17 protein-coding genes are annotated in these 19,031 nt (G+C 63.2%); 9 read left to right on the top strand and 8 right to left on the bottom strand.

What is annotated here, in order from left to right; all coding sequences use genetic code 11:
• Positions 1 to 112: 112 nt before the first annotated feature.
• The 3 genes from fcl to V1286_RS07945 form a co-directional block, all read right to left on the bottom strand.
• Positions 113 to 1,057: a GDP-L-fucose synthase gene (fcl, locus tag V1286_RS07955; RefSeq protein WP_334478742.1), complete on the bottom strand. Its 945-nt coding sequence runs from the start codon at positions 1,055 to 1,057 to the stop codon at positions 113 to 115.
• Positions 1,038 to 2,123 (bottom strand): GDP-mannose 4,6-dehydratase, encoded by a 1,086-nt coding sequence (gene gmd / locus V1286_RS07950; protein ID WP_334478740.1) that lies wholly within the window; start codon positions 2,121 to 2,123, stop codon positions 1,038 to 1,040. Before gmd ends, fcl begins: the two co-directional genes overlap by 20 nt.
• A 91-nt stretch (positions 2,124 to 2,214) precedes the next feature.
• The gene (locus tag V1286_RS07945) at positions 2,215 to 2,889 is read right to left on the bottom strand and encodes a Crp/Fnr family transcriptional regulator (protein ID WP_334478737.1); all 675 of its coding nucleotides are present in this window, start codon (positions 2,887 to 2,889) and stop codon (positions 2,215 to 2,217) included.
• Positions 2,890 to 3,191: 302 nt separating this feature from the next.
• On the opposite strand from V1286_RS07945, the gene V1286_RS07940 reads away from it, so the two are divergent.
• From V1286_RS07940 to V1286_RS07910, 7 genes are all read left to right on the top strand, one after another.
• Complete coding sequence (locus tag V1286_RS07940; protein WP_214493062.1) at positions 3,192 to 4,013, top strand: ABC transporter ATP-binding protein; 822 nt, start codon at positions 3,192 to 3,194, stop codon at positions 4,011 to 4,013.
• Entirely contained in the window at positions 4,010 to 5,941 is a 1,932-nt protein-coding gene (locus V1286_RS07935) for a long-chain fatty acid--CoA ligase (protein WP_334478735.1), read from the top strand. Before V1286_RS07940 ends, V1286_RS07935 begins: the two co-directional genes overlap by 4 nt.
• The gene (locus V1286_RS07930) at positions 5,938 to 6,093 is read left to right on the top strand and encodes a hypothetical protein (protein WP_334478733.1); all 156 of its coding nucleotides are present in this window, start codon (positions 5,938 to 5,940) and stop codon (positions 6,091 to 6,093) included. Before V1286_RS07935 ends, V1286_RS07930 begins: the two co-directional genes overlap by 4 nt.
• Positions 6,090 to 6,983: a branched-chain amino acid ABC transporter permease gene (locus tag V1286_RS07925; RefSeq protein WP_334478731.1), complete on the top strand. Its 894-nt coding sequence runs from the start codon at positions 6,090 to 6,092 to the stop codon at positions 6,981 to 6,983. Before V1286_RS07930 ends, V1286_RS07925 begins: the two co-directional genes overlap by 4 nt.
• A gap of 6 nt (positions 6,984 to 6,989) precedes the next feature.
• On the top strand, positions 6,990 to 8,063 hold the full coding sequence (locus V1286_RS07920; protein WP_334478730.1) for a branched-chain amino acid ABC transporter permease: 1,074 nt from the start codon (positions 6,990 to 6,992) through the stop codon (positions 8,061 to 8,063).
• A gap of 56 nt (positions 8,064 to 8,119) precedes the next feature.
• Positions 8,120 to 9,400 carry an ABC transporter substrate-binding protein gene (locus V1286_RS07915; RefSeq protein WP_334478729.1) on the top strand — a complete coding sequence of 427 codons (1,281 nt, stop codon included), beginning with the start codon at positions 8,120 to 8,122 and terminating at the stop codon, positions 9,398 to 9,400.
• Positions 9,401 to 9,568: 168 nt separating this feature from the next.
• On the top strand, positions 9,569 to 10,411 hold the full coding sequence (locus V1286_RS07910) for an ABC transporter ATP-binding protein (protein ID WP_334478728.1): 843 nt from the start codon (positions 9,569 to 9,571) through the stop codon (positions 10,409 to 10,411).
• 17 nt (positions 10,412 to 10,428) lie between these two features.
• Here V1286_RS07910 and V1286_RS07905 read toward each other — a convergent pair whose 3' ends face one another.
• Entirely contained in the window at positions 10,429 to 11,589 is a 1,161-nt protein-coding gene (locus tag V1286_RS07905) for an AGE family epimerase/isomerase (RefSeq protein ID WP_334478727.1), read from the bottom strand.
• A gap of 89 nt (positions 11,590 to 11,678) precedes the next feature.
• Between V1286_RS07905 and V1286_RS07900 the strand changes: the two genes are divergently transcribed.
• Positions 11,679 to 12,902 (top strand): phenylacetate--CoA ligase family protein, encoded by a 1,224-nt coding sequence (locus tag V1286_RS07900; protein WP_334478726.1) that lies wholly within the window; start codon positions 11,679 to 11,681, stop codon positions 12,900 to 12,902.
• A gap of 33 nt (positions 12,903 to 12,935) precedes the next feature.
• Here the strand turns inward: V1286_RS07900 and V1286_RS07895 are convergent, their stop codons facing one another.
• From V1286_RS07895 to V1286_RS07880, 4 genes are all read right to left on the bottom strand, one after another.
• Entirely contained in the window at positions 12,936 to 14,870 is a 1,935-nt protein-coding gene (locus V1286_RS07895; protein WP_334478725.1) for a COG3904 family protein, read from the bottom strand.
• A 181-nt stretch (positions 14,871 to 15,051) separates the two neighbouring features.
• The gene (locus tag V1286_RS07890; protein ID WP_334478724.1) at positions 15,052 to 16,149 is read right to left on the bottom strand and encodes a DegT/DnrJ/EryC1/StrS family aminotransferase; all 1,098 of its coding nucleotides are present in this window, start codon (positions 16,147 to 16,149) and stop codon (positions 15,052 to 15,054) included.
• A gap of 12 nt (positions 16,150 to 16,161) precedes the next feature.
• Positions 16,162 to 16,629 (bottom strand): acyltransferase, encoded by a 468-nt coding sequence (locus V1286_RS07885; RefSeq protein WP_334478723.1) that lies wholly within the window; start codon positions 16,627 to 16,629, stop codon positions 16,162 to 16,164.
• The gene (locus tag V1286_RS07880) at positions 16,626 to 17,687 is read right to left on the bottom strand and encodes a Gfo/Idh/MocA family protein (protein ID WP_334478722.1); all 1,062 of its coding nucleotides are present in this window, start codon (positions 17,685 to 17,687) and stop codon (positions 16,626 to 16,628) included. Before V1286_RS07880 ends, V1286_RS07885 begins: the two co-directional genes overlap by 4 nt.
• Positions 17,688 to 18,056: 369 nt before the next feature.
• On the opposite strand from V1286_RS07880, the gene V1286_RS07875 reads away from it, so the two are divergent.
• Positions 18,057 to 19,025, top strand: coding sequence for an NAD-dependent epimerase/dehydratase family protein (locus V1286_RS07875; RefSeq protein WP_334478721.1), 969 nt, complete (start codon positions 18,057 to 18,059; stop codon positions 19,023 to 19,025).
• Positions 19,026 to 19,031: the final 6 nt, after the last annotated feature.

Below are 19,031 nucleotides of genomic sequence, written 5' to 3'. Positions count from 1 at the left end.
CTTCCTCCGACGCACTGGCGGTTCTTGTGACCACCTGGGTGCGCGCATCCTATCCGCGGGGCGTCGTGAAGCCGACAGATATTCTCAGCCGGAACGCGGAAGGTTCACCGCGTCACTTCGTCTCGCTGAGGAACGCCTGATAGGCGAGCCCGATGCCCTCCTCGAGCGAGGTGCTGGCGCGCCAGCCAAGCTTGGCCAGCCGGCTGACGTCCAGTAGCTTGCGTGGGGTGCCGTCGGGCCGGGACGTGTCGAAGCCGATCTCGCCGGTATAGCCGACGGTCGCCGCGACCACGCGGGCGAATTCGGCGATCGTGATGTCCTCGCCGGTGCCGATATTGACCAGTCCATCGCCGGAGTAGGTCTTCATCAAATGGATGCAGGCGTCCGCCAGATCGTCGACATAGAGGAATTCGCGCCGCGGCGTGCCGGTGCCCCAGACCACGACCTCGCTGGCGCCAGACATCTTGGCCTCGTGGAAACGGCGGATCAGGGCGGCCACGACGTGGCTGTATTCGGGATGATAGTTGTCGCCGCGGCCGTAAAGATTGGTCGGCATCACATTGATGAAGTCGGCGCCGTATTGGCTGCGATAGGCCTCCACCATCTTGATCCCGGCGATTTTGGCAATTGCATAAGGCTCGTTGGTCGGCTCCAGCGGGCCGGTCAGCATCGAGTCCTCGCGCAACGGCTGCGGCGCCAGCTTGGGGTAGATGCAGGACGAGCCCAGGAACATCAGCTTCTCGGCGCCATGGACGTGCGCCGCATGGATCACGTTCGTCGCAATCGCCAGATTGTCGTAGAGGAATTCGGCGCGCAGCGTGTTGTTGGCGACGATGCCGCCGACTTTCGCCGCCGCCAGAAACACCACCTGCGGGCGCTTGGCGGCGAACCAGCGGTTGACCGCGGCCTGGTCGCGCAGATCGGCGTCGTCCCTTGTCGCCGTCAGCAGTTTGACGTTTTCCCCCGCCAGCCGGCGCACCAGCGCCGAGCCGACCATGCCGCGATGCCCGGCGACGTAGACGGTCTTGCCTTTCAGCTCAAACGGAAGGCTTGCCATTGGCGACCTCCCGCCTTGCGTCAGCGAGATCGCTTGCGACCATTTCCTTGACCAGCTGGGCGAACGACGTCCTGGGCTGCCAGCCGAGCTTCTCGCGCGCCTTGCTGGCATCGCCGATCAGAAGATCGACCTCGGTCGGCCGGAAGTAGACCGGATCGATCCTGACCACGGTCTTGCCGGACTTGCCGTCGATGCCGGTCTCGTCGACACCCTGGCCGCGCCATTCGATGCGGCGGCCGACTTCGGCGAATGCGAGTTCGACAAATTCGCGCACCGAACGGGTCTCGCCGGTCGCCAGCACGAAATCATCGGGCGCATCCGCCTGCAAGATCCGGTGCATGCCCTCGACATAATCCCGCGCGTGGCCCCAGTCGCGCTTGGCTTCGAGATTGCCGAGATAGAGCGCCTCTTCCAGGCCAGTCTCGATGCGGGCAACGCTGCGCGTGATCTTGCGGGTGACAAAGGTCTCGCCGCGGATCGGGCTCTCATGGTTGAACAGGATGCCGTTACTGGCAAACATGCCGTAGGCCTCGCGGTAATTGACCGTGATCCAGTAGCCGTACAGCTTGGCGACGCCGTAGGGCGAGCGCGGGTAGAACGGCGTGGTCTCCTTCTGCGGCACCTCCTGGACCAGGCCGTACAGTTCCGAGGTCGAGGCCTGATAGAACCGCGTCTCCTTCTCCATGCCGAGAATCCGGATCGCCTCCAGCAGCCGCAGCACGCCGATGGCGTCGGCATTGGCGGTGTATTCCGGGCTTTCGAAGCTGACGCCGACATGGCTCTGGGCGGCGAGGTTGTAGATCTCGGTCGGCCTGATCTGCTGCATCAGCCGGATCAAATTGGTCGAGTCGGTCATGTCGCCGTAGTGCAGCAGGAACGGCACGTTGCGGGAATGCGGATCCTGGTAGAGGTGATCGATACGGGCGGTGTTGAACGAGGACGACCGCCGCTTGACGCCGTGGACGGTGTAGCCAAGGCCGAGCAGATATTCGGCAAGATAGGCGCCGTCCTGGCCGGTGACGCCGGTGATCAGCGCCACGCGCCGCTGTGAATTCTGAGCCGCCATATCGTCTCCAAATGCGTCCTCGCGCAGGCCATAGCATTCGACCCCCGCCGAGTCTATCGCCAAAGCCCTTTGGAATCAGCCTCTTAGGTGCCTATTCGCCATGGTGACGCAAGCGTTCGAGTTCGATGATGGTGACGCCGCCATATTCGAGCCGCAGCAAGCCTTCCTTCTCCAGCCGCTTCAGGCACTGGTTGGCATTCTGCCGCGAAATACCCGAAAGCGCTCCGATTTCTTCCTGCGTGATCTCGAGATGGCGCGTCATGTCCGGATAGAGAATCGGATTGAACAGCGAGGCGATGGAGCGCGCGACGCGGCCGGTGGCGTCGAGCGTGCGGCCATGTTCCACCGCTCCGATGAACTGGCCGAGCCGCTCATTGAGCTGCCGGACCAGAAAGCGGTTGAACGCGACGCTGTTCTCGAACAGCCAGAAGAAGGTGTTGCGATCCATCAGCGCTAGCCTGGTATCGCGCAACGCGACGACGTCGTAACGGCGCGGCTCGCTCTTCAGCACCGAGCCCTCGCCGAACCAGGCGCCCGCCGTGAGGCCAGCGAACGTCGCAGCCTTGCCCCCGCTCGACACGGTACTCATCCGGGCAAGGCCGGTGACGATGCCGGTCCAATAGTCGAAGCGATCGCCGCGCATGAAGATATGCTCGTTGGCGCGGTAAGATTTCTCGACGATGCCGGCACGGGCGGCCTCGATTTCCCGCTCGTTCAGTTCGCGCGACCAGGCCGCGATGCGCTTGAGGTAATCCGCAGCAATCATGATCGCATCGACCGTCGCGTCCCCATTCGATTTTCGTGCTGCACTGCAACAGGAGTGCCATCAGGCGAAATTTCCCGACCAATTGTCAGGCAAAAGACATTTCAAACTATCGCATTGCCCTAAGGAGAGCCACCTCGATACGCGCCGCCCATGGCGCGGCGGGGTGCGACGCTACCGCGCGTGATGCGGGCATCGGCCGCTACCGATAGTCGGATGGCTTGCCCCTCACCGCCGATGTAGGATCGCGCATTGCAAACGATAGATAAAGAGCGCTGCTCAAGCGCCGTATCTGGAGGGAATGAGTGGCTTACACGTTGGAAGTGCGCGGGGTGTCTCTGCGCTTCGGTGGCGTCCGTGCCCTGACCGAAGTCTCCTTCGGCGTGAACGAGGGCGAATTGTTCTCGATCATCGGCCCGAACGGCGCCGGCAAGACCTCCATCGTCAATTGCATTTCCGGCCGCTACAAGCCGACCGAAGGCCAGCTGTTCTACCGCGGCAAGGACATCACCGGCCTCAATCCGAATGCGCGGCCCCGGCTGGGCATCGGCCGGACCTTCCAGAACCTGGCGCTGTTCCACCATATGAGCGTGCTCGACAACATCATGGTCGGGCGGCACCACCTGCTGAAGAACAATTTCATCACGGGTTCGCTGTACTGGCTGACCGGCGCCAGGCGCGAGGAACTCGAGCATCGCCGCAAGGTGGAGGAGATCATCGATTTCCTCGACCTGCAGTCGGTGCGCAAGGCCACCGCCGGCACCCTGCCCTACGGCCTGCGCAAGCGCGTCGAGCTCGCCCGCGCCATGGCGCTGGAACCGCAGCTGATTCTGCTCGACGAGCCGATGGCCGGCATGAACTTCGAGGAAAAGGAGGACATGGCGCGCTACATCGTCGATCTCAACGAAGAGTTCGGCATGACCGTCATGATGATCGAGCACGACATGGGCGTGGTGATGGACATCTCCCACCGCGTCATGGTGCTGGATTTCGGCCGCAAGATCGCCGAGGGCGACCCGGCGTCCGTGCTCGCCGATCCCCATGTGAAGCGCGCCTATCTCGGCGAAGAGGATGAGGTCCTGGTCGATCCCGACGATACGCCGGCGCCACGGGAGAGCGCGGCATGATGGACTACGCCGGACGCGCCGCCCAGGCCGATACCTTTCCAAAGCTGTTGCGCCTCAATGCCAAGGAGCACGGCCGCGAGATTGCGTTGCGCGAAAAGGATCTCGGGTTGTGGCGCGTCTTCACCTGGAACGACTACCAGACGCGTGTGCATGATTTCGCGCTCGGCATGATCGAACTGGGTCTTGGGAACGGCGACGTTATCGGCATCATCGGCGACAACCGCCCGGACTGGGTGGCGGCGGAAATCGCAACGCATGCCATCGGCGCCATGAGCCTCGGCCTTTATCGCGACGTGCTGGACGAGGAAGCAGCGTATTTGCTCAGCTATGGCGACGCGAAACTGGTGTTCGCCGAAGACGAGGAGCAGGTCGACAAGCTGCTCGCGCTCGCCGACCGTGCCCCCAACCTCAAGCACATCATCTATTCCGATCCGCGCGGCATGCGGAAATATGACGATCCGCGCCTGATGGAAGCCGAGAAACTCGCCACGATGGGGCGCGACCGCGCCGCGCGCGAGCCCGGTCTCTATGACCGCCTCGTCGATGCGACCCAGGGCGAGGACGTCGCCATCCTCTGCACCACTTCGGGCACGACGGCGAATCCCAAGCTGGCGATGCTGGCGGCTGGACGCGTGCTGCGACATTGCGCGACCTATCTGGCGTTCGATCCGAAGGGGCCGGACGACGAATATGTCTCGGTGCTGCCGCTGCCGTGGATCATGGAACAGGTCTACGCGCTCGGCAAAGGGCTGCTCTGCCGGATGAAGGTCAACTTCGTCGAAGAGCCCGAGACCATGATGCACGATTTCCGCGAGATCGCGCCGACCTTCGTGCTGTTCGCGCCGCGGCTCTGGGAATCGATCGCCGCCGACGTGCGCGCCGGCGTGATGGACTCGTCGCCGCTGAAACAGAAGCTATTCGACGTCGGCATGAAGACGGGGCTTTCGGCGCTGGCCCAGGGCAAGCGATCGATGTTGGCCGACCAGTTGCTGTTCCGCGCGCTGCGCGACCGCCTCGGCTTCACGCGGCTGCGTTCGGCCGCGACGGGCGGCGCCGCGCTCGGGCCGGATACTTTCAAATTCTTCCAGGCGATGGGCGTGCCGTTGCGCACGCTCTACGGCCAGACCGAAATGTTGGGGGCCTACACACTTCATCCCTTTGGCAAGGTCGATCCGGATACGACGGGCGTGCCGATGGCCGACGACATCGAGCTCCGCGTCGACAACCCCGACATCAACGGCGTCGGCGAAATCGTCGTGCGGCATCCCAACATGTTCCTCGGCTACTACAAGAATCCGGAAGCCTCGGCCGCCGACATGAAAGACGGCTGGATGCATTCCGGCGACGCCGGCTATTTCAACAACGACAAGCAGCTCGTCGTCATCGACCGCATCAAGGATCTCGCCGAGACCTCGCGCGGCGAGCGCTTCTCGCCGCAATATCTGGAGAACAAGCTGAAGTTCTCGCCCTACATCGCCGAGACGGTCGTGCTCGGCGCCGGCCGCGATACGCTGGCGGCAATGATCTGCATCCGTTACTCGATCATCTCGAAATGGGCGGAGAAGAACCGCATCTCGTTCACGACCTATACCGACCTCTCCTCGCGCCCCGAGGTCTACGCGCTGTTGCGCAAGGAGGTCGAGGGCGTCAACGCCACGCTGCCGCCGGCACAACGCATCTCGCGCTTCCTGCTGCTCTACAAGGAACTCGACGCCGACGACGGCGAGCTGACCCGCACCCGAAAGGTCCGCCGCAGCGTCATCAACGAGAAATACGCCGACATCATCGACGCGATCTACGGCGGCAAGAGCGACATTCCCGTCGACACCGTGATCCGCTTCCAGGACGGCACCACCCAGCGCATCCGCACCACGCTCCGGGTGGTCGATCTCGGCCATGATGCGCCGATGGCGGAGGCCGCGGAATGATGGCGATGTCTGCCAGCAGCGCCGCAAAATTGATCGTCATGCGCGGGCTTGACCCGCGCATCCATCATCTTTCGAAGAAGCGCTTTTTTAAGCAATGGATCGCCGGGTCAAGCCCGGCGATGACAGCTTGTACGTCCGGTGACTTCGCATGAACACCCAGCTTCTGATCCAACTCCTGGTCAACGGCCTCGTGGTCGGCACGCTCTATGGCGTGGTCGCGATGTCGTTCGTGCTGATCTACAAGGCGACGCAGGTCGTGAACTTCGCGCAAGGCGAATTGCTGCTGGTCGGCGCCTGGGTGTGCTGGTGGCTGCTCACCAAGTATCAGGTGCCGTTCTATCTGGGCATGCCGATCACGCTGGTCTTCATGTTCCTGTTCGGCATCGCGATCCAGATCGTCATCCTGCGCCCGATGATCGGGGAACCGATCATTTCCGTGATCATGGTGACGATCGCGCTGTCGACGGTATTTGCCGCGCTGATGAAGTGGATATTCGGCGTCAATTTGCAGCCGTTCCCGCGCATCTTCCAGACCCAGAACGTCAACATCCTCGGACTGCAGGTGCAGACCGTCTATCTGATGAGTCTTGCGGTCTCGGTGGCGATGATGATCGGTATGGCGTGGTTCTTCCGCCTTTCCAAATACGGTCTCGCCATGCGCGCCACCGCGTTCAACCAGCAGGTTGCACAGTCGCTCGGCATCTCCGTGAAAAGCGTATTTGCGATGGCCTGGGCGATCTCGGCGACCGTCTCCGCCGTCGCCGGCGTGGTGGTGGCCGTCGTCAACGGCGTCTCGGCCGGGCTTTCCGCCTATGGCGTCAAGGTGTTTCCGGCGGCGATTTTGGGCGGCCTCGACAGCGTCGGCGGCGCCGTGCTCGGCGGCATCATCATCGGGCTGCTGGAAAACTTCGCGCATTTTCTCGACAGCGAATATCTGCACTGGGGCAATCTCTACGAGATCGCGCCGTTCTATGCGCTCATCATTATCCTGATGATCAAGCCCTACGGCCTGTTCGGCACCAAAGACATCGAGCGGGTGTAATCAATCATGGCAGGCCAGACCCTCATTCCCGCCGGCGATTTCCGCACCAGCTATGCGGCGGATACCACCGTGTTTCCGACCGCGACCAGCCGCAACGCCATGATCGCGGGCATCGTCCTGGTCTGCTTTGCGCCACACGTCGTCAACGAATACATCCTCAGTCTCCTGATCCAGATCGGCATCTTCGGCATCGCCGCCCTTGGGCTGAACATCGTCGTCGGCTTCACCGGCCAGATCTCGATCGGCCACGCCGCCTTCTTCGGCTTCGGCGCCTTTACCTCGGCCTATCTCTCGAACCGGTTCGGCATTCCCGTCTTCTTCTGCATCCCGCTTGCAGGCGTCGTGACGGCCGCAGTCGGCCTGATCTTCGGCCTGCCCGCCGCGCGGCTGAAAGGGCTTTATCTCGCGATCGCGACGCTGGCGGCGCAGTACATCCTGCTCGACTTCTTTGCCCGCGCCGAATGGTTCACCGGCGGCAGCGTTCCGGCCAGCGCCGAACCGTTCTCGATCTTCGGCTACACGCTGCGCGGCGACAAACAGTATTTCTATGTCGTGCTGGCCTATGTCGTCGTCTGCTATCTCCTGGTCACCAACCTGATCCGCTCGCGCGACGGACGCGCATTGATCGCGGTGCGCGACCATTATCTGTCCGCCGAGATCATGGGCATCAACCTGACCAAATACCGGACGCTGTCGTTCGGGCTTGCGGCCTTCTTTGCCGGCGTCGGCGGCGCGCTCTACGCGCATTACAATCAAGTGGTCTCCAACGAAGGCTTCGGCATCGACCGCTCGATCATCTTCCTGGCGATGATCATCATCGGCGGGCTCGGCTCGATCATGGGCACGCTGATGGGAACCGCCTTCATGGTGCTGCTGCCTGAATCGATGGAATGGCTCAGCGTCGCACTGCGCGGCAGTCCGATCGACCAGTTCCTGGGATTGAAGAACAACATCGCTTTCCTGCGCGAGATGGCGATCGGAATCATCATCATCGTCTTTCTGGTGTTCGAACCGGACGGACTCGCGCATCGCTGGCGGCAGATCAAGGCATATTGGAAACTCTACCCGTTCTCGCATTGAGGTCGGAACGGGACGGACAACAAGAAGACCTCGAGAAATAACCGGAGGATTAGTCCATGACGATGAAGACTCTACTGAGCACCGCCTCGCTGGCGCTCCTGCTGGCGAGCGCCGCAACGACGTCGCAGGCCCAGGTCGCGCTGGGGCATCTCACCGACTATTCGGGCCCCACCTCGGACGTCGGAACGCCGTTCGGACAGGGTGTCGCGGACACCTATGCGTGGATCAACAAGAGCGGCGGCATCAACGGCGCCAAGGTCAACCTCGATACCGTCGACTACGGCTACCAGGTGCCGCGCGCGATCGCCCAGTACAAGAAGTGGTCCGGCTCCGACAAGGTCGCCGCCATTCTCGGCTGGGGCACCGCCGACACCGAAGCGCTGACGGGATTCCTGGCCCAGGACAAGATCCCGGATATCTCGGCATCCTATGCCGCGGCGCTCTCCGACCCGACCGGCGCCGGCGGCAAGGCCAAGCCTGCCCCCTACAACTTCTTCTACGGTCCAAGCTACTCGGACGCGGTTCGCGGCATGCTGACCTGGGCCGCCGAGGACTGGAAGTCCAAGGGCAAGCCCGGCAAGCCGAAGTTCGTTCATATGGGCGCCAACCACCCCTACCCGAACGCGCCGAAGGCCGCCGGTGAAGCCATTGCCGCCGAACTCGGCTTCGAACTGCTGCCGCCGATCGTGTTCGCCTTGACGCCCGGCGATTACAGCGCGCAGTGCCTGACCCTGAAGAGCTCGGGCGCGAACTACGCCTATCTCGGCAACACCGCCGGCTCGAACATCTCCGTGCTCAACGCCTGCAAGGCCGCCGGCGTCGACGTGCAGTTCCTCGGCAACGTCTGGGGCATGGACGAGAACGCCGCCAAGGCTGCTGGTGCCGCCGCCGACGGCGTGGTGTTCCCGCTGCGCACCGCCGTGGCGTGGGGCGGCAGCGCTCCCGGCATGAAGACCTTCATGGAAATCTCCAAGATGTCGGATGCGGCCGGTACCGCCTACCGTCCGGTGCATTACATTGCCGGCGTCTGCACCGCGCTCTACATGAAGGAAGCCGTCGAATGGGCTGCCAAGAACGGCGGCGCCACCGGCGAGAACGTCAAGAAAGGCTTCTATCAGAAGAAGGATTGGGTGCCCGCCGGCGGCGAAGGCATCTGCAATCCCTCGACCTTCACCGAGACGGATCACCGCGGCACGCTCAAGGTTGATCTCTATCGCATGAAGGTCGCAGGCGCGACCGACGCCCCGCTCAACGATCTCGTCAAGAACGGCGGCATCAAGATGGAGAAGGTGAAGACGATCGACCTGCCGCGCAAGCCCGAGTGGCTCGGCTGGTAGGTTAGGCGTGCCTACAGGCGCCTCAACGCTCAACTGTCGTCCCCCGCCTTGTGCGCAATTGCGCACTGGGGCGGGGGATCCAGTACGCCGCAGCGTCTCGGTCGATCGCAGACGCCTCTGGAATACCGGGTCACCCACTTTCGCGGGTGACGACACCGAGAGGTCAACATGACTGAAGTAACCGAAATCGACCGCCCTCCGACGGCCACGACGCCTGCTGCCGCCCCACTCCTCAGCGTCCGCAACATCGAGGTGGTCTACGACAAGGTCATCCTGGTGCTGCGCGGCCTCAGCCTCGACGTGCCGAAGGGCGCGATTGTCGCCCTGCTCGGCGCCAACGGCGCCGGCAAGTCGACAACGCTGAAGGCGATCTCAGGGCTTCTCAAGACCGAGGACGGCGAAGTCATCCGCGGCGAGATCGTCTTCGATGGCGAGCGCATCGACGGCATCGATCCCGACAAGATCGTCCGCCGCGGCATCTTTCAGGTGATGGAGGGCCGCCGCATCATATCCGACATGACCTCGATCGAGAATTTGAAGCTCGGCGCCTTTACCCGCAGCGACAATGAGGTCGGCGCCGATATCGACATGGTGTTCAAATATTTCCCGCGCCTGAAGGAGCGCACCGGGCTTGCCGGCTATCTCTCCGGCGGCGAGCAGCAAATGCTGGCGATCGGCCGCGCGCTGATGGCGCGGCCCAAGATGATCCTGATGGACGAGCCGTCGATGGGCCTGTCCCCGCTCCTGGTCAAGGAAGTTTTTGGGATCATCAAGGCAATCAACCGCGACCTCGGCGTCACCATCCTTCTGGTGGAGCAGAATGCGCGCGCGGCGCTTTCGGTCGCGAGCCACGGCTACATCATGGAACAGGGCAAGGTGGTGCTCGACGGCACCGCCGACGAATTGCGCGACAACGAGGACGTCAAGGAATTCTACCTCGGCGGCGCCGGCGACCAGCGCAAGAGCTTCAAGAACCTGAAAAGCTTCAAGCGGCGAAAGCGGTGGCTGTGACCGCCACCACTCATCATTTAGCCGATCACCTGCTCTGCTTCCGCAACTGCGCAAAGAACATGATAGAACGAAGACGCAGGGATGGTGGCGACCAGCGAGTTGCCGGCGCGATCGAATTGGTCGTACCAGCCGCCCGCGACGGGATGGCTCAGATAATGCCGTTCGAGCCGCACCAATGCCGCGCGCGCTTCGTCGGCGGCTCCCGCCTCGCCCGCTTCAGCCTGCGCGATCCACGCCTTGGCGATTTCGGTCTGCGGCCACAGCCGGCGTGTATGCCGCCTGATGTTGCCGCCCGCGTCGCCCTCGTCGATCAGGCAACCGGTCGCCTCGTCGCGATAGCGCAGCGCCGACGCCAGCAGTTCGCCGCGGTAGCGGCCGGTCGGGCAGCCGGTGATGCGTTCAAAGCCCTTCAAGAGCCACGCCCACTCCGCCTGGTGTCCGGGCTCGACGCTGACGGGCTCGATCTTCGAGAAGTCTTCCTCAAAGTACTCGCCAAGCACCTGCCGCTGCTTGTCGTAGAGGTTGGCCAGAAACAGGCTGAAGAAATTCCCGGCCCTGTTCTGGAACACGATGTCGTGCGTCGCGTCGAACGCCGCGATCATCGCTTCGAACAGATGCATGTGAGGGTTCTGCCGTCGCGGCAGCGACACCGGCAATCCTTCGTGAACCCCGCCGTGCGGCGAGCGCAACTGCGTCTCGACGAAATGGCACAGCGTGTCGATCTCGGCGCGGACCTGCGCATCGCGATCGAGTCCATGGACGGTTGCAAGGGCGAGCAGGACAAAGGCGTGATCGTAGGAATCGCGCAACGGGTCCAGCACAGCACCATCCGGCGTCAGCGTGTGGACAAAGCCCGGTCTGCCATCGGGAGCTTTCGCCTTCGCCAGCAGGTGCTCCAGCCCCTTCAGCGCGATCGCGCGGCCGTCGGGATACCAGCCCATTTGTGCCGCCTTGGCGTAGCAATAGATCTGGCGCGCCTGCACGAACACCCGGCGCGGTGCCGAGGCATCGGCGCGGCCTTCCACATCGAGCCGATCGATAAAGCCGCCCGCTACGTCGTCCCAGCCTTCGATCGACCACAGCGGCAGGCAATGGTCGATCATGCGAAGCTTCAGCCTCGCGACGATATCGGCCGAATCCAGCATATCTGCCGCCGCAGCGGTATCTCTTTCAGCCATTGCGTTCCCTGGAACATCAACACCGGTAGAAGCCGTCTGATAGCACGCCAGAGGCGGCACGCAATCGACCCTAAACTGGGGAATTCGTCATGACGGATCATTACGACGCCCTCGAAACGCGCGAGCCGGCGAAACGCGAGGCGGAGCTGTTTTCCCGGCTTCCGGACATCCTGCGCAAGGCGCTGGCCGCGCCGGCCTATGCCGGCCGGCTGAAGGGCATCGATCCGGCCGGCGTGACCAGCCGCGCGGCGCTTGCTGAGTTACCGGTGTTGCGCAAATCGGAACTCCCTGCCCTGCACAAGGCCGCGCCCCCCTTCGGCGGTTTCGTGGCCGGGCCGTTGGGATCGTTCGGGCGGCTGTTCACCTCGCCCGGGCCGATCTTCGAGCCCGAGCCCGTTCACGCCGACCCCTGGCGCGGCGCGCGAGCGTTGTTTGCGGCCGGCTTCCGGCCCGGCGACGTCGTGCTCAACACCTTCAGCTACCATCTGACGCCCGGCGGCTTCATCTTCGACGCCTCGGCGCGGGCGCTGGGCTGCGCGGTGATCCCGGCCGGCCCCGGCAATACCGAACAGCAGTTCGAACTGATCGAGGCCTATCGCCCGGTCGGCTACAGCGGCACGCCGGATTTCCTCAAGATCCTGCTCGACGCTGCCGCCAGCGCCGGGCGCGACGTCTCCTCGATCAAGCGCGCGCTGGTATCCGGCGCGGCATTTCCGAAATCGCTGCAGGACGAAGTGAAGTCGCGCGGCATCGACGCCTATCAGGCGTTCGGCACCGCCGACCTCGGCCTGGTCGCCTTCGAGACGCCGGCGCGCGAGGGCATGGTCGTCAACGAGGACCTGATCATGGAAATCGTGCGTCCCGGCACCGGCGATCCCGTCGCGCCCGGCGACGTCGGCGAAATCGTCGTTACTTCGCTCGACCCGCAGCATCCCTGGATCCGGCTCGCGCTCGGGGACCTCACGGCGGCACTGCCGGGCGCAAGTCCGTGCGGACGCACCAACATGCGCATCAAGGGCTGGATGGGACGCGCTGACCAGACCACCAAGGTCAAGGGCATGTTCGTACGCCCCGAGCAGATCGCCGAGATCGGCAAGCGCCATCCCGAACTCGGACGGCTACGCCTCGTCGTCACGCGATCCGGCGAGAGCGATCTGATGACGCTGAAGGCGGAGACGGCGGCCGCTGGTGCGATGCTGCAGAGCGAACTCGCGGCGACGCTGCGAGCAGTGACCAAACTCGGCGGCAATGTCGAACTGGTCGCCGCCGGATCACTGCCGAACGACGGCAAGGTGATCGCGGACGAGCGCTGAGCCATCGTTCAGAGCTCGCTCCAAAGCGCGTGCTTATTTCGATTCGCCGGCCGTTGCAGTTTCAGCCTTCGGCTCCGGTGTAGCCTTCGGCGCAGTCATTGGCGGTGCCAGTCGCTTGATCAATTCCACCGGAATCACCGCCGGGCCGGCCCCGGAGCCACTCAACGCGGCGCCTGGCGTCGGGAACACGGAAGGCGCCCGCGGTGCCACCGGCACAGTATCTGCTACCGATGAGGTCGACGCCGTCGAGTTCGACGGCTGCGTAGGCACGATCCATGTAACCACTTTCTCGCGCACCAATTCGTCCTGTTCCGGATACCACATGTCGTCCGGGCTTGCGCTGTTGACGCGCTCGACAAAACTCCTGCTCAGACCGAAGGTCCGCAAGCGCGCCTCCTCCTCCGCGATCGCGATTTTTCGATCGCTGGCCGTCATGCCGCGAAAGCTCGGCTGATGAAAACCGAGACTTGCCCCATCGAGCAGGAAGCGCTCCTTGCCGCCAAGGAACACTACGGTGCAGGCGGAAAGGCACTCTTCCACGACATACGTCGCCAGCCCGCGCCTCTTCACGATGTCCGACATCCTCTGCGCCTCCCGGATACGGCCGCCAACCGAAGCGAGCCTCACCGTCGTCACGCCCTTATTCTCGTCGAGGAGACTTTCGAACTCCTTGGCAAGGCCGAACGTGATGCCGCCGTAAAACTCCAGCATCCGGCCATCGGCCAGCAGGTTGAATTCGTGCGGACCGAAGGCGACGTCTCCGGTAGCCATTTCATAAGTGTCGACGATCTGTGGTCCAACCACGAACACCCAACCATAGGCCAGCTGGAGCGCGGCAAGCGCAACCGCGGCTTTCGCCGCGCCGCCCCAGAATGACCGGCCACTCCGCTTGTAGCGTGTTGCCGCGCGCCACACCCCTACCACCTGCCATATCGCAAGCAGCGAAATGACAAGACAGCTTGTTTGCAACGCTATCAGCCACGGGACCGGTTGCTCTTCGCCATAGATGGTGAACGCCACCACGAGCGCGCCGCTCGCCATGCCGATGACTGCGCTAAGGACGACGCCGTTCGCCCAATATGAAACGGGCAACGAAAGCTCGCCGCGCCAGTGCCGTACGAAGTAATTGCCCGTCCTTGGTTCCGGTAGTGCGGGCGGATGTGTGAGGGCGGCTTCAGCACGCACAGCCGGTAGCGCGCTGGCGGGACTCGGTATCAGCGTTCGGTCCTTGTCGAGGCGCAGCACGCGGGTCATCGCCCAACGGTCGTACCAGGCGTCCCGTCGACAGACAATTGCATACACAGCTATCGGCACGGCCATCAGCAGACTGGCCCCCGGCATTGCCAGAAGGGCCGATCCCGACAGGGAAGCGACCGCTTGCTCGCCCGTCATAACGCGCTGGAGCAGCGACCAGATGACCAGAGGCACCAGCGGCAGCGCCTGCGCGGCGTAACGCCGGGCAGCCGCACCGATCGGCAGCGGAGACTGCGCTTCGATAACGCCCGACAGGCGCACGCGACAAATCCTCCGGCCGAGCGTGCCGCGGCCGCGGTCGAACCAGAAGCGCAAGGCGAACAGGAAAGGTAGCACCAGGCTGTCAAGCGTCGGGGCATTGAAAGGCTTGCCCTCTGCGTCGAGCAGACGGACAATGTTCGTCCTTGCACTCGCGGTTGCTTCGTTCTGCGGAATTCTTGTGACCGTGAGAATGCGCGCCGAAGTCATGCCGAAGAAACCATACCGGCAATCGGTGATCCAACCGACGGCATAATCCGCGGGCAGCGATGGACCTTTAGGTATCGCATTGACCGCACTACAGCTGGGTGCAACGCCGCTGACGAACTGCGCCCGCCCGCCGGTCAACGGAAACAGAACAAACGCGATAAGCTGCAGAATCGCTGCCGCAACAACGAAATCAATCAATAGAGCCAGCGCGCGAGGCCAGAAGCGGCCACGCTCGAAGTCGATCATGTGTGGTAGTTCTTCCAACCCAGACCCGTATTCGTGCAGTCGAGAACGGGTGTCTCGCCACCGGCACAAGGTTACACATTGCCCCGGTTTGGTTGCGGCGACAAGGCGCCACAACTAACTTCGCGGCATGATTGCATCGCGCATCAGCCACACGCGCAGTCAAGTGGTGCCCAGCGGCCGCCTAAAACCTGCGAACGAGATCAATCACCTCGTCCTGCTGCTCGCGGCTGATCTCCGCGAACATCGGCAAAGACAAAATTCTACCCTGATCGCCGAATGCATTTGGAAACTGCTCGGGACGATGTCCGAACCGCGCATAGGCAGCTAGGAACGGAAGCCCCGTCGGATAATTGATCGCGGTCTGCACGCCGTTGGCGTTCAGGTGCGCGACCAGCGCGTCGCGGCGCGGGTGCCTGATCGTGTATAGGTGATAGACGTGGGTGCGATCGGGCGCGACCTCTGGCACGACCACGTCCTCTATCTGGTTGAGGCCGGCGTCGTAGATCTTGGCGGCGTCCTGGCGCGCCTTGGTCCACTGGGCCAGATGCGGCAGTTTGGCCGACAGGATCGCCGCCTGCATGCCATCGAGCCGGCTGTTGATGCCTTCGATATGATGCTGGTGCTTCACCAGCCCGCCGTGCCGCGCCAGCATGGTCATGTGTTCGGCCAGTGCGTCATTGCTGGTCACGACGGCACCCGCATCGCCCATCGCGCCGAGATTCTTGCCGGGATAGAACGAATAGGTCGCGGCTGCGCCGAAGGTGCCGACCTGCTGGCCTTTATAGCGGGCCAGATGCGCCTGCGCGCAATCCTCGATCACCCAGAGCTTGTGCTTGCGCGCGATCGCCATGATCGCGTCCATGTCCGCCGGCTGTCCGTACAGATGCACCGGAATGATGCCGACGGTGCGTGGCGTGATCGCGGCCTCGATCGCCGCCGGATCGATGGTGAACGTCGCGCCATCGGTATCGCAGAAGACCACGGTGGCGCCGGCGTGCGTAATCATCGCCGAAGTGCTGATCCAGGAATGCGCCGTGGTGATGACCTCGTCACCCGGCTTGACCTTCAGCGCGGCCATCGCGAGATATAGCGCATCGGTGCCGTTGGCGCAGGAGACGCAATGCTTGACGTCGACGGCCGCGGCGAACTCCCGTTCGAAGGCATCGACATAGGATCCGCGAATGAAAGCGTTGTCGCGGATGACGGAGGCAATCGCGCCGTCGATCTCGCTCTTGATGGTCTGATACTGCAGTTGCAGATCAGCAAAAGGCACCGGCATCGGTCGTCTTCCCTACTTGTCCGCCAGCAGTCGGCGTGCCGGATTGCCCGCATATGTCCCCGACGCCGTGATGTCCCTGGTTACCACCGCACCCGCGCCGATGACAACGTCGTCGGCGATCCTGACCGGCATGATCGTGACGTTGGAGCCGATCGAGACGCGGTTGCCGATCACGGTCTCGCGCCACAGGTCCCTGTTGCCACGGGCGGGGCCGCCGGTCGAGAACGTATCGTTCACGAACATCACGCCATGGCCGACAAAGCAGTCTTCGCCGATGGTGACGAGTTCGCAGATAAAGGCGTGCGACTGCACCCGCGTGCGGGCGCCGATCACGACGCCTTTCTGGATTTCGGTGAATGGCCCGACAAAGCAGTCGTCGCCGATCTTGCAGCCGTAGAGATTGCACGGCTCGACGATTTTGACGCCTGTGCCGAAATCAACGTCACGCACGCCGGCCTGATGTATTTCGGGCCGGTTCACGAGACGACACCAAGCCGGCCGAGCCGCGGCGCGAAGCGAAGCGGCACCTCGGCGCCGGTCTCGATCGATTCGTAGAGCGCGGAAATCAGTTCCAGGCTCTTGCGTCCTTCCAGACCGTCGACCAGCGCCGAACGCTGGTTCACCAAGCAGTCGATCACGTGCTGGTAGTAGGCCTGATGGCCGAAGCCGTAGACATTCGGCGGATTGACGGAAAATTTCTCGACCACGTCCTTGTCCGACGGAAGCTCTTCGACAAAGCGCCAGTGCCGGATCTTGTTGACGGCGAAGCCCGCAATTTCGACGGTTCCCTTTTCTCCGAGAATCGAAAGCGAGCCTTCGAGGTCGGCAGGACGCGCAGCTGTCGTCGCCTCGATTATCCCGAGCGCGCCGTTGCGGAACTTCAGCGTGGCGACCGCCGTGTCTTCCGCTTCGATCTTTGCCAGCGCCGTCACGGCGCGGGCATGAACGCTGACGACATCGCCGAAGAACCATTCCAGCATGTCGACGTGGTGGCTGGCCTGGTTGGAGAGCACGCCGCCGTCATAGGCCCAGGTGCCGCGCCAGGCATCCTGATCGTAATAGGCCTGGTCGCGGCACCAGCGGACGCGGACCGTGCCGAGAATCAGGCGGCCGAAGCGGCCGGCCTCCAGCGCCTCCCGCGCCTTCACCACGGGAACGTTGAAGCGATTCTGCTTGACGACGAAAAGCTTGACGCCGGCCTCGTCGCAGGCGCGGATCATGTCGTCGGCATCCTGCAGCCGCAACGCCATCGGCTTCTCGACGATGGCATGCTTTCCGGCCTTCGCACAGGCGATGACATGGGCGGGATGCAGTCCGCTCGGCGTCAGCACCGTCACGGCATCGATGTCCTTCCGGGCGAGGAACTCGTCGATGTCATAGCTGGCAGGCACCCCGAACTTCGACGCGATCGCGTCGGCGCGGTTGCGAACGGTGTCACAAACGGCAACGAGCCGGGCTCCGTCGATATGATTGCCGCCCAGAAGTTCCGAGTGGCGCTTTGCGATACGCCCGCATCCGAGCAGGCCTATTCTGATCATGGGAAGCCTTGTTCCGTTAGCCGTCAGAACAGACGTTAGCCGCCTGATCGACCGCAGCCAACCCTTCCAAGCGGCGTAGCCCCCACGACTCTCGCCGGGGCCGCCGGATTTTCATCGGCCCGAAGGCATTGACAATAACCTCGAAGACTGCACGAGGTAGCGGCCCCGCCAATGGCGGGATTTCAACCCTCGGCGGATGGGTTAAATGGCTCGAAGGGATTCCTGTACCCAAGCGCTGCCCGATTGGCGCCGTATCCCCTTGCTCACACAGGAGGGGTTCCGCTAACCCTCGGTTGCACCTATGCGATTAGCTGGCCTATATTGGAATTCAGCGACGGCCGATTTCAAAAGCCAGCCTTTTCAGGTTAGATGCAACAGGAAATTCAGCGGCGAAAAGGCGTCCAAGGGCCGATGAATTCACGCCCCATACCTGCTTGCGACGGAGCCGGTGCGCAGTCGAGCACCGTGTCGGACCTGCAGGGCAGCCGCGACAACAAGAAAACCAGGGTGCTCGTAACCGGCGCCGACGGGTTTGTCGGACGTCATCTGGTTCCGTATCTTGTCGCGCAGGGATACAGCGTGATCGCGGCATCGAGGGCGGTGACCGCCTTCGACAATCCGGACGTGACCGCCGTTCCGCTTGCGGATCTCTCGCGGCTGTTCGACTGGCAACCTCTGCTGGACCAATGCGACGCCGTCGTTCATCTTGCAGGCATTGCTCACAAATACGCCGGCGACGATCTTTATGATCGCGTGAATCATCGCGCGACCTCGGCGCTGGCACGGGCGATATCGCGCGGCGCGACCAAGCATCTGGTGTTCATTTCCTCGATCGCTGCCCAGTCCGGCTCTTATGCGGATCATAACCTCACCGAAGATGATTTTCCGACGCCGAACAATGCCTATGGACGATCCAAATTTGCCGCCGAACAGGCGATACGCGCGGCCGGCGTTTCGTTTACGATCCTGCGTCCCGTCGTGATCTACGGCGAAGGCGAGAAGTGGAAACTTCGCGACCGTCCACCGGCTTTCGCGCCTGCCGATTCCGCTTCCCTTCGGGGCGCTGTCTGCGCAGCGATCGGTGCTGTCGATCCAGAATTTCACCTCGGCCGTTGCAATCGCGCTAAGCAATCCCCGTGCGCAGGGAGAAACTTTCATCGTGTCCGACCCGGCACCCGTCACGGTCGCAGATCTCATCGCGCGTCACCGTGCGAGCTGCGGCAGACCAGCCTGGCTGATGCCGGTGCCTCAAAGCTGGATCAAGCTGACACTCCAGGCCACCGGCCAGGGTGCGATGTGGGAGCGGATCGGGCAGCCCCTGGTCGCTCCACCGAGTAAGCTGCT

Source organism: Bradyrhizobium algeriense, from assembly GCF_036924595.1.
GTDB classification, from domain to species: Bacteria; Pseudomonadota; Alphaproteobacteria; order Rhizobiales; family Xanthobacteraceae; genus Bradyrhizobium; species Bradyrhizobium algeriense.
The sequence above is the reverse complement of the archived record's forward strand: the minus strand, read 5'-3'. Positions and strand labels throughout refer to the sequence as shown.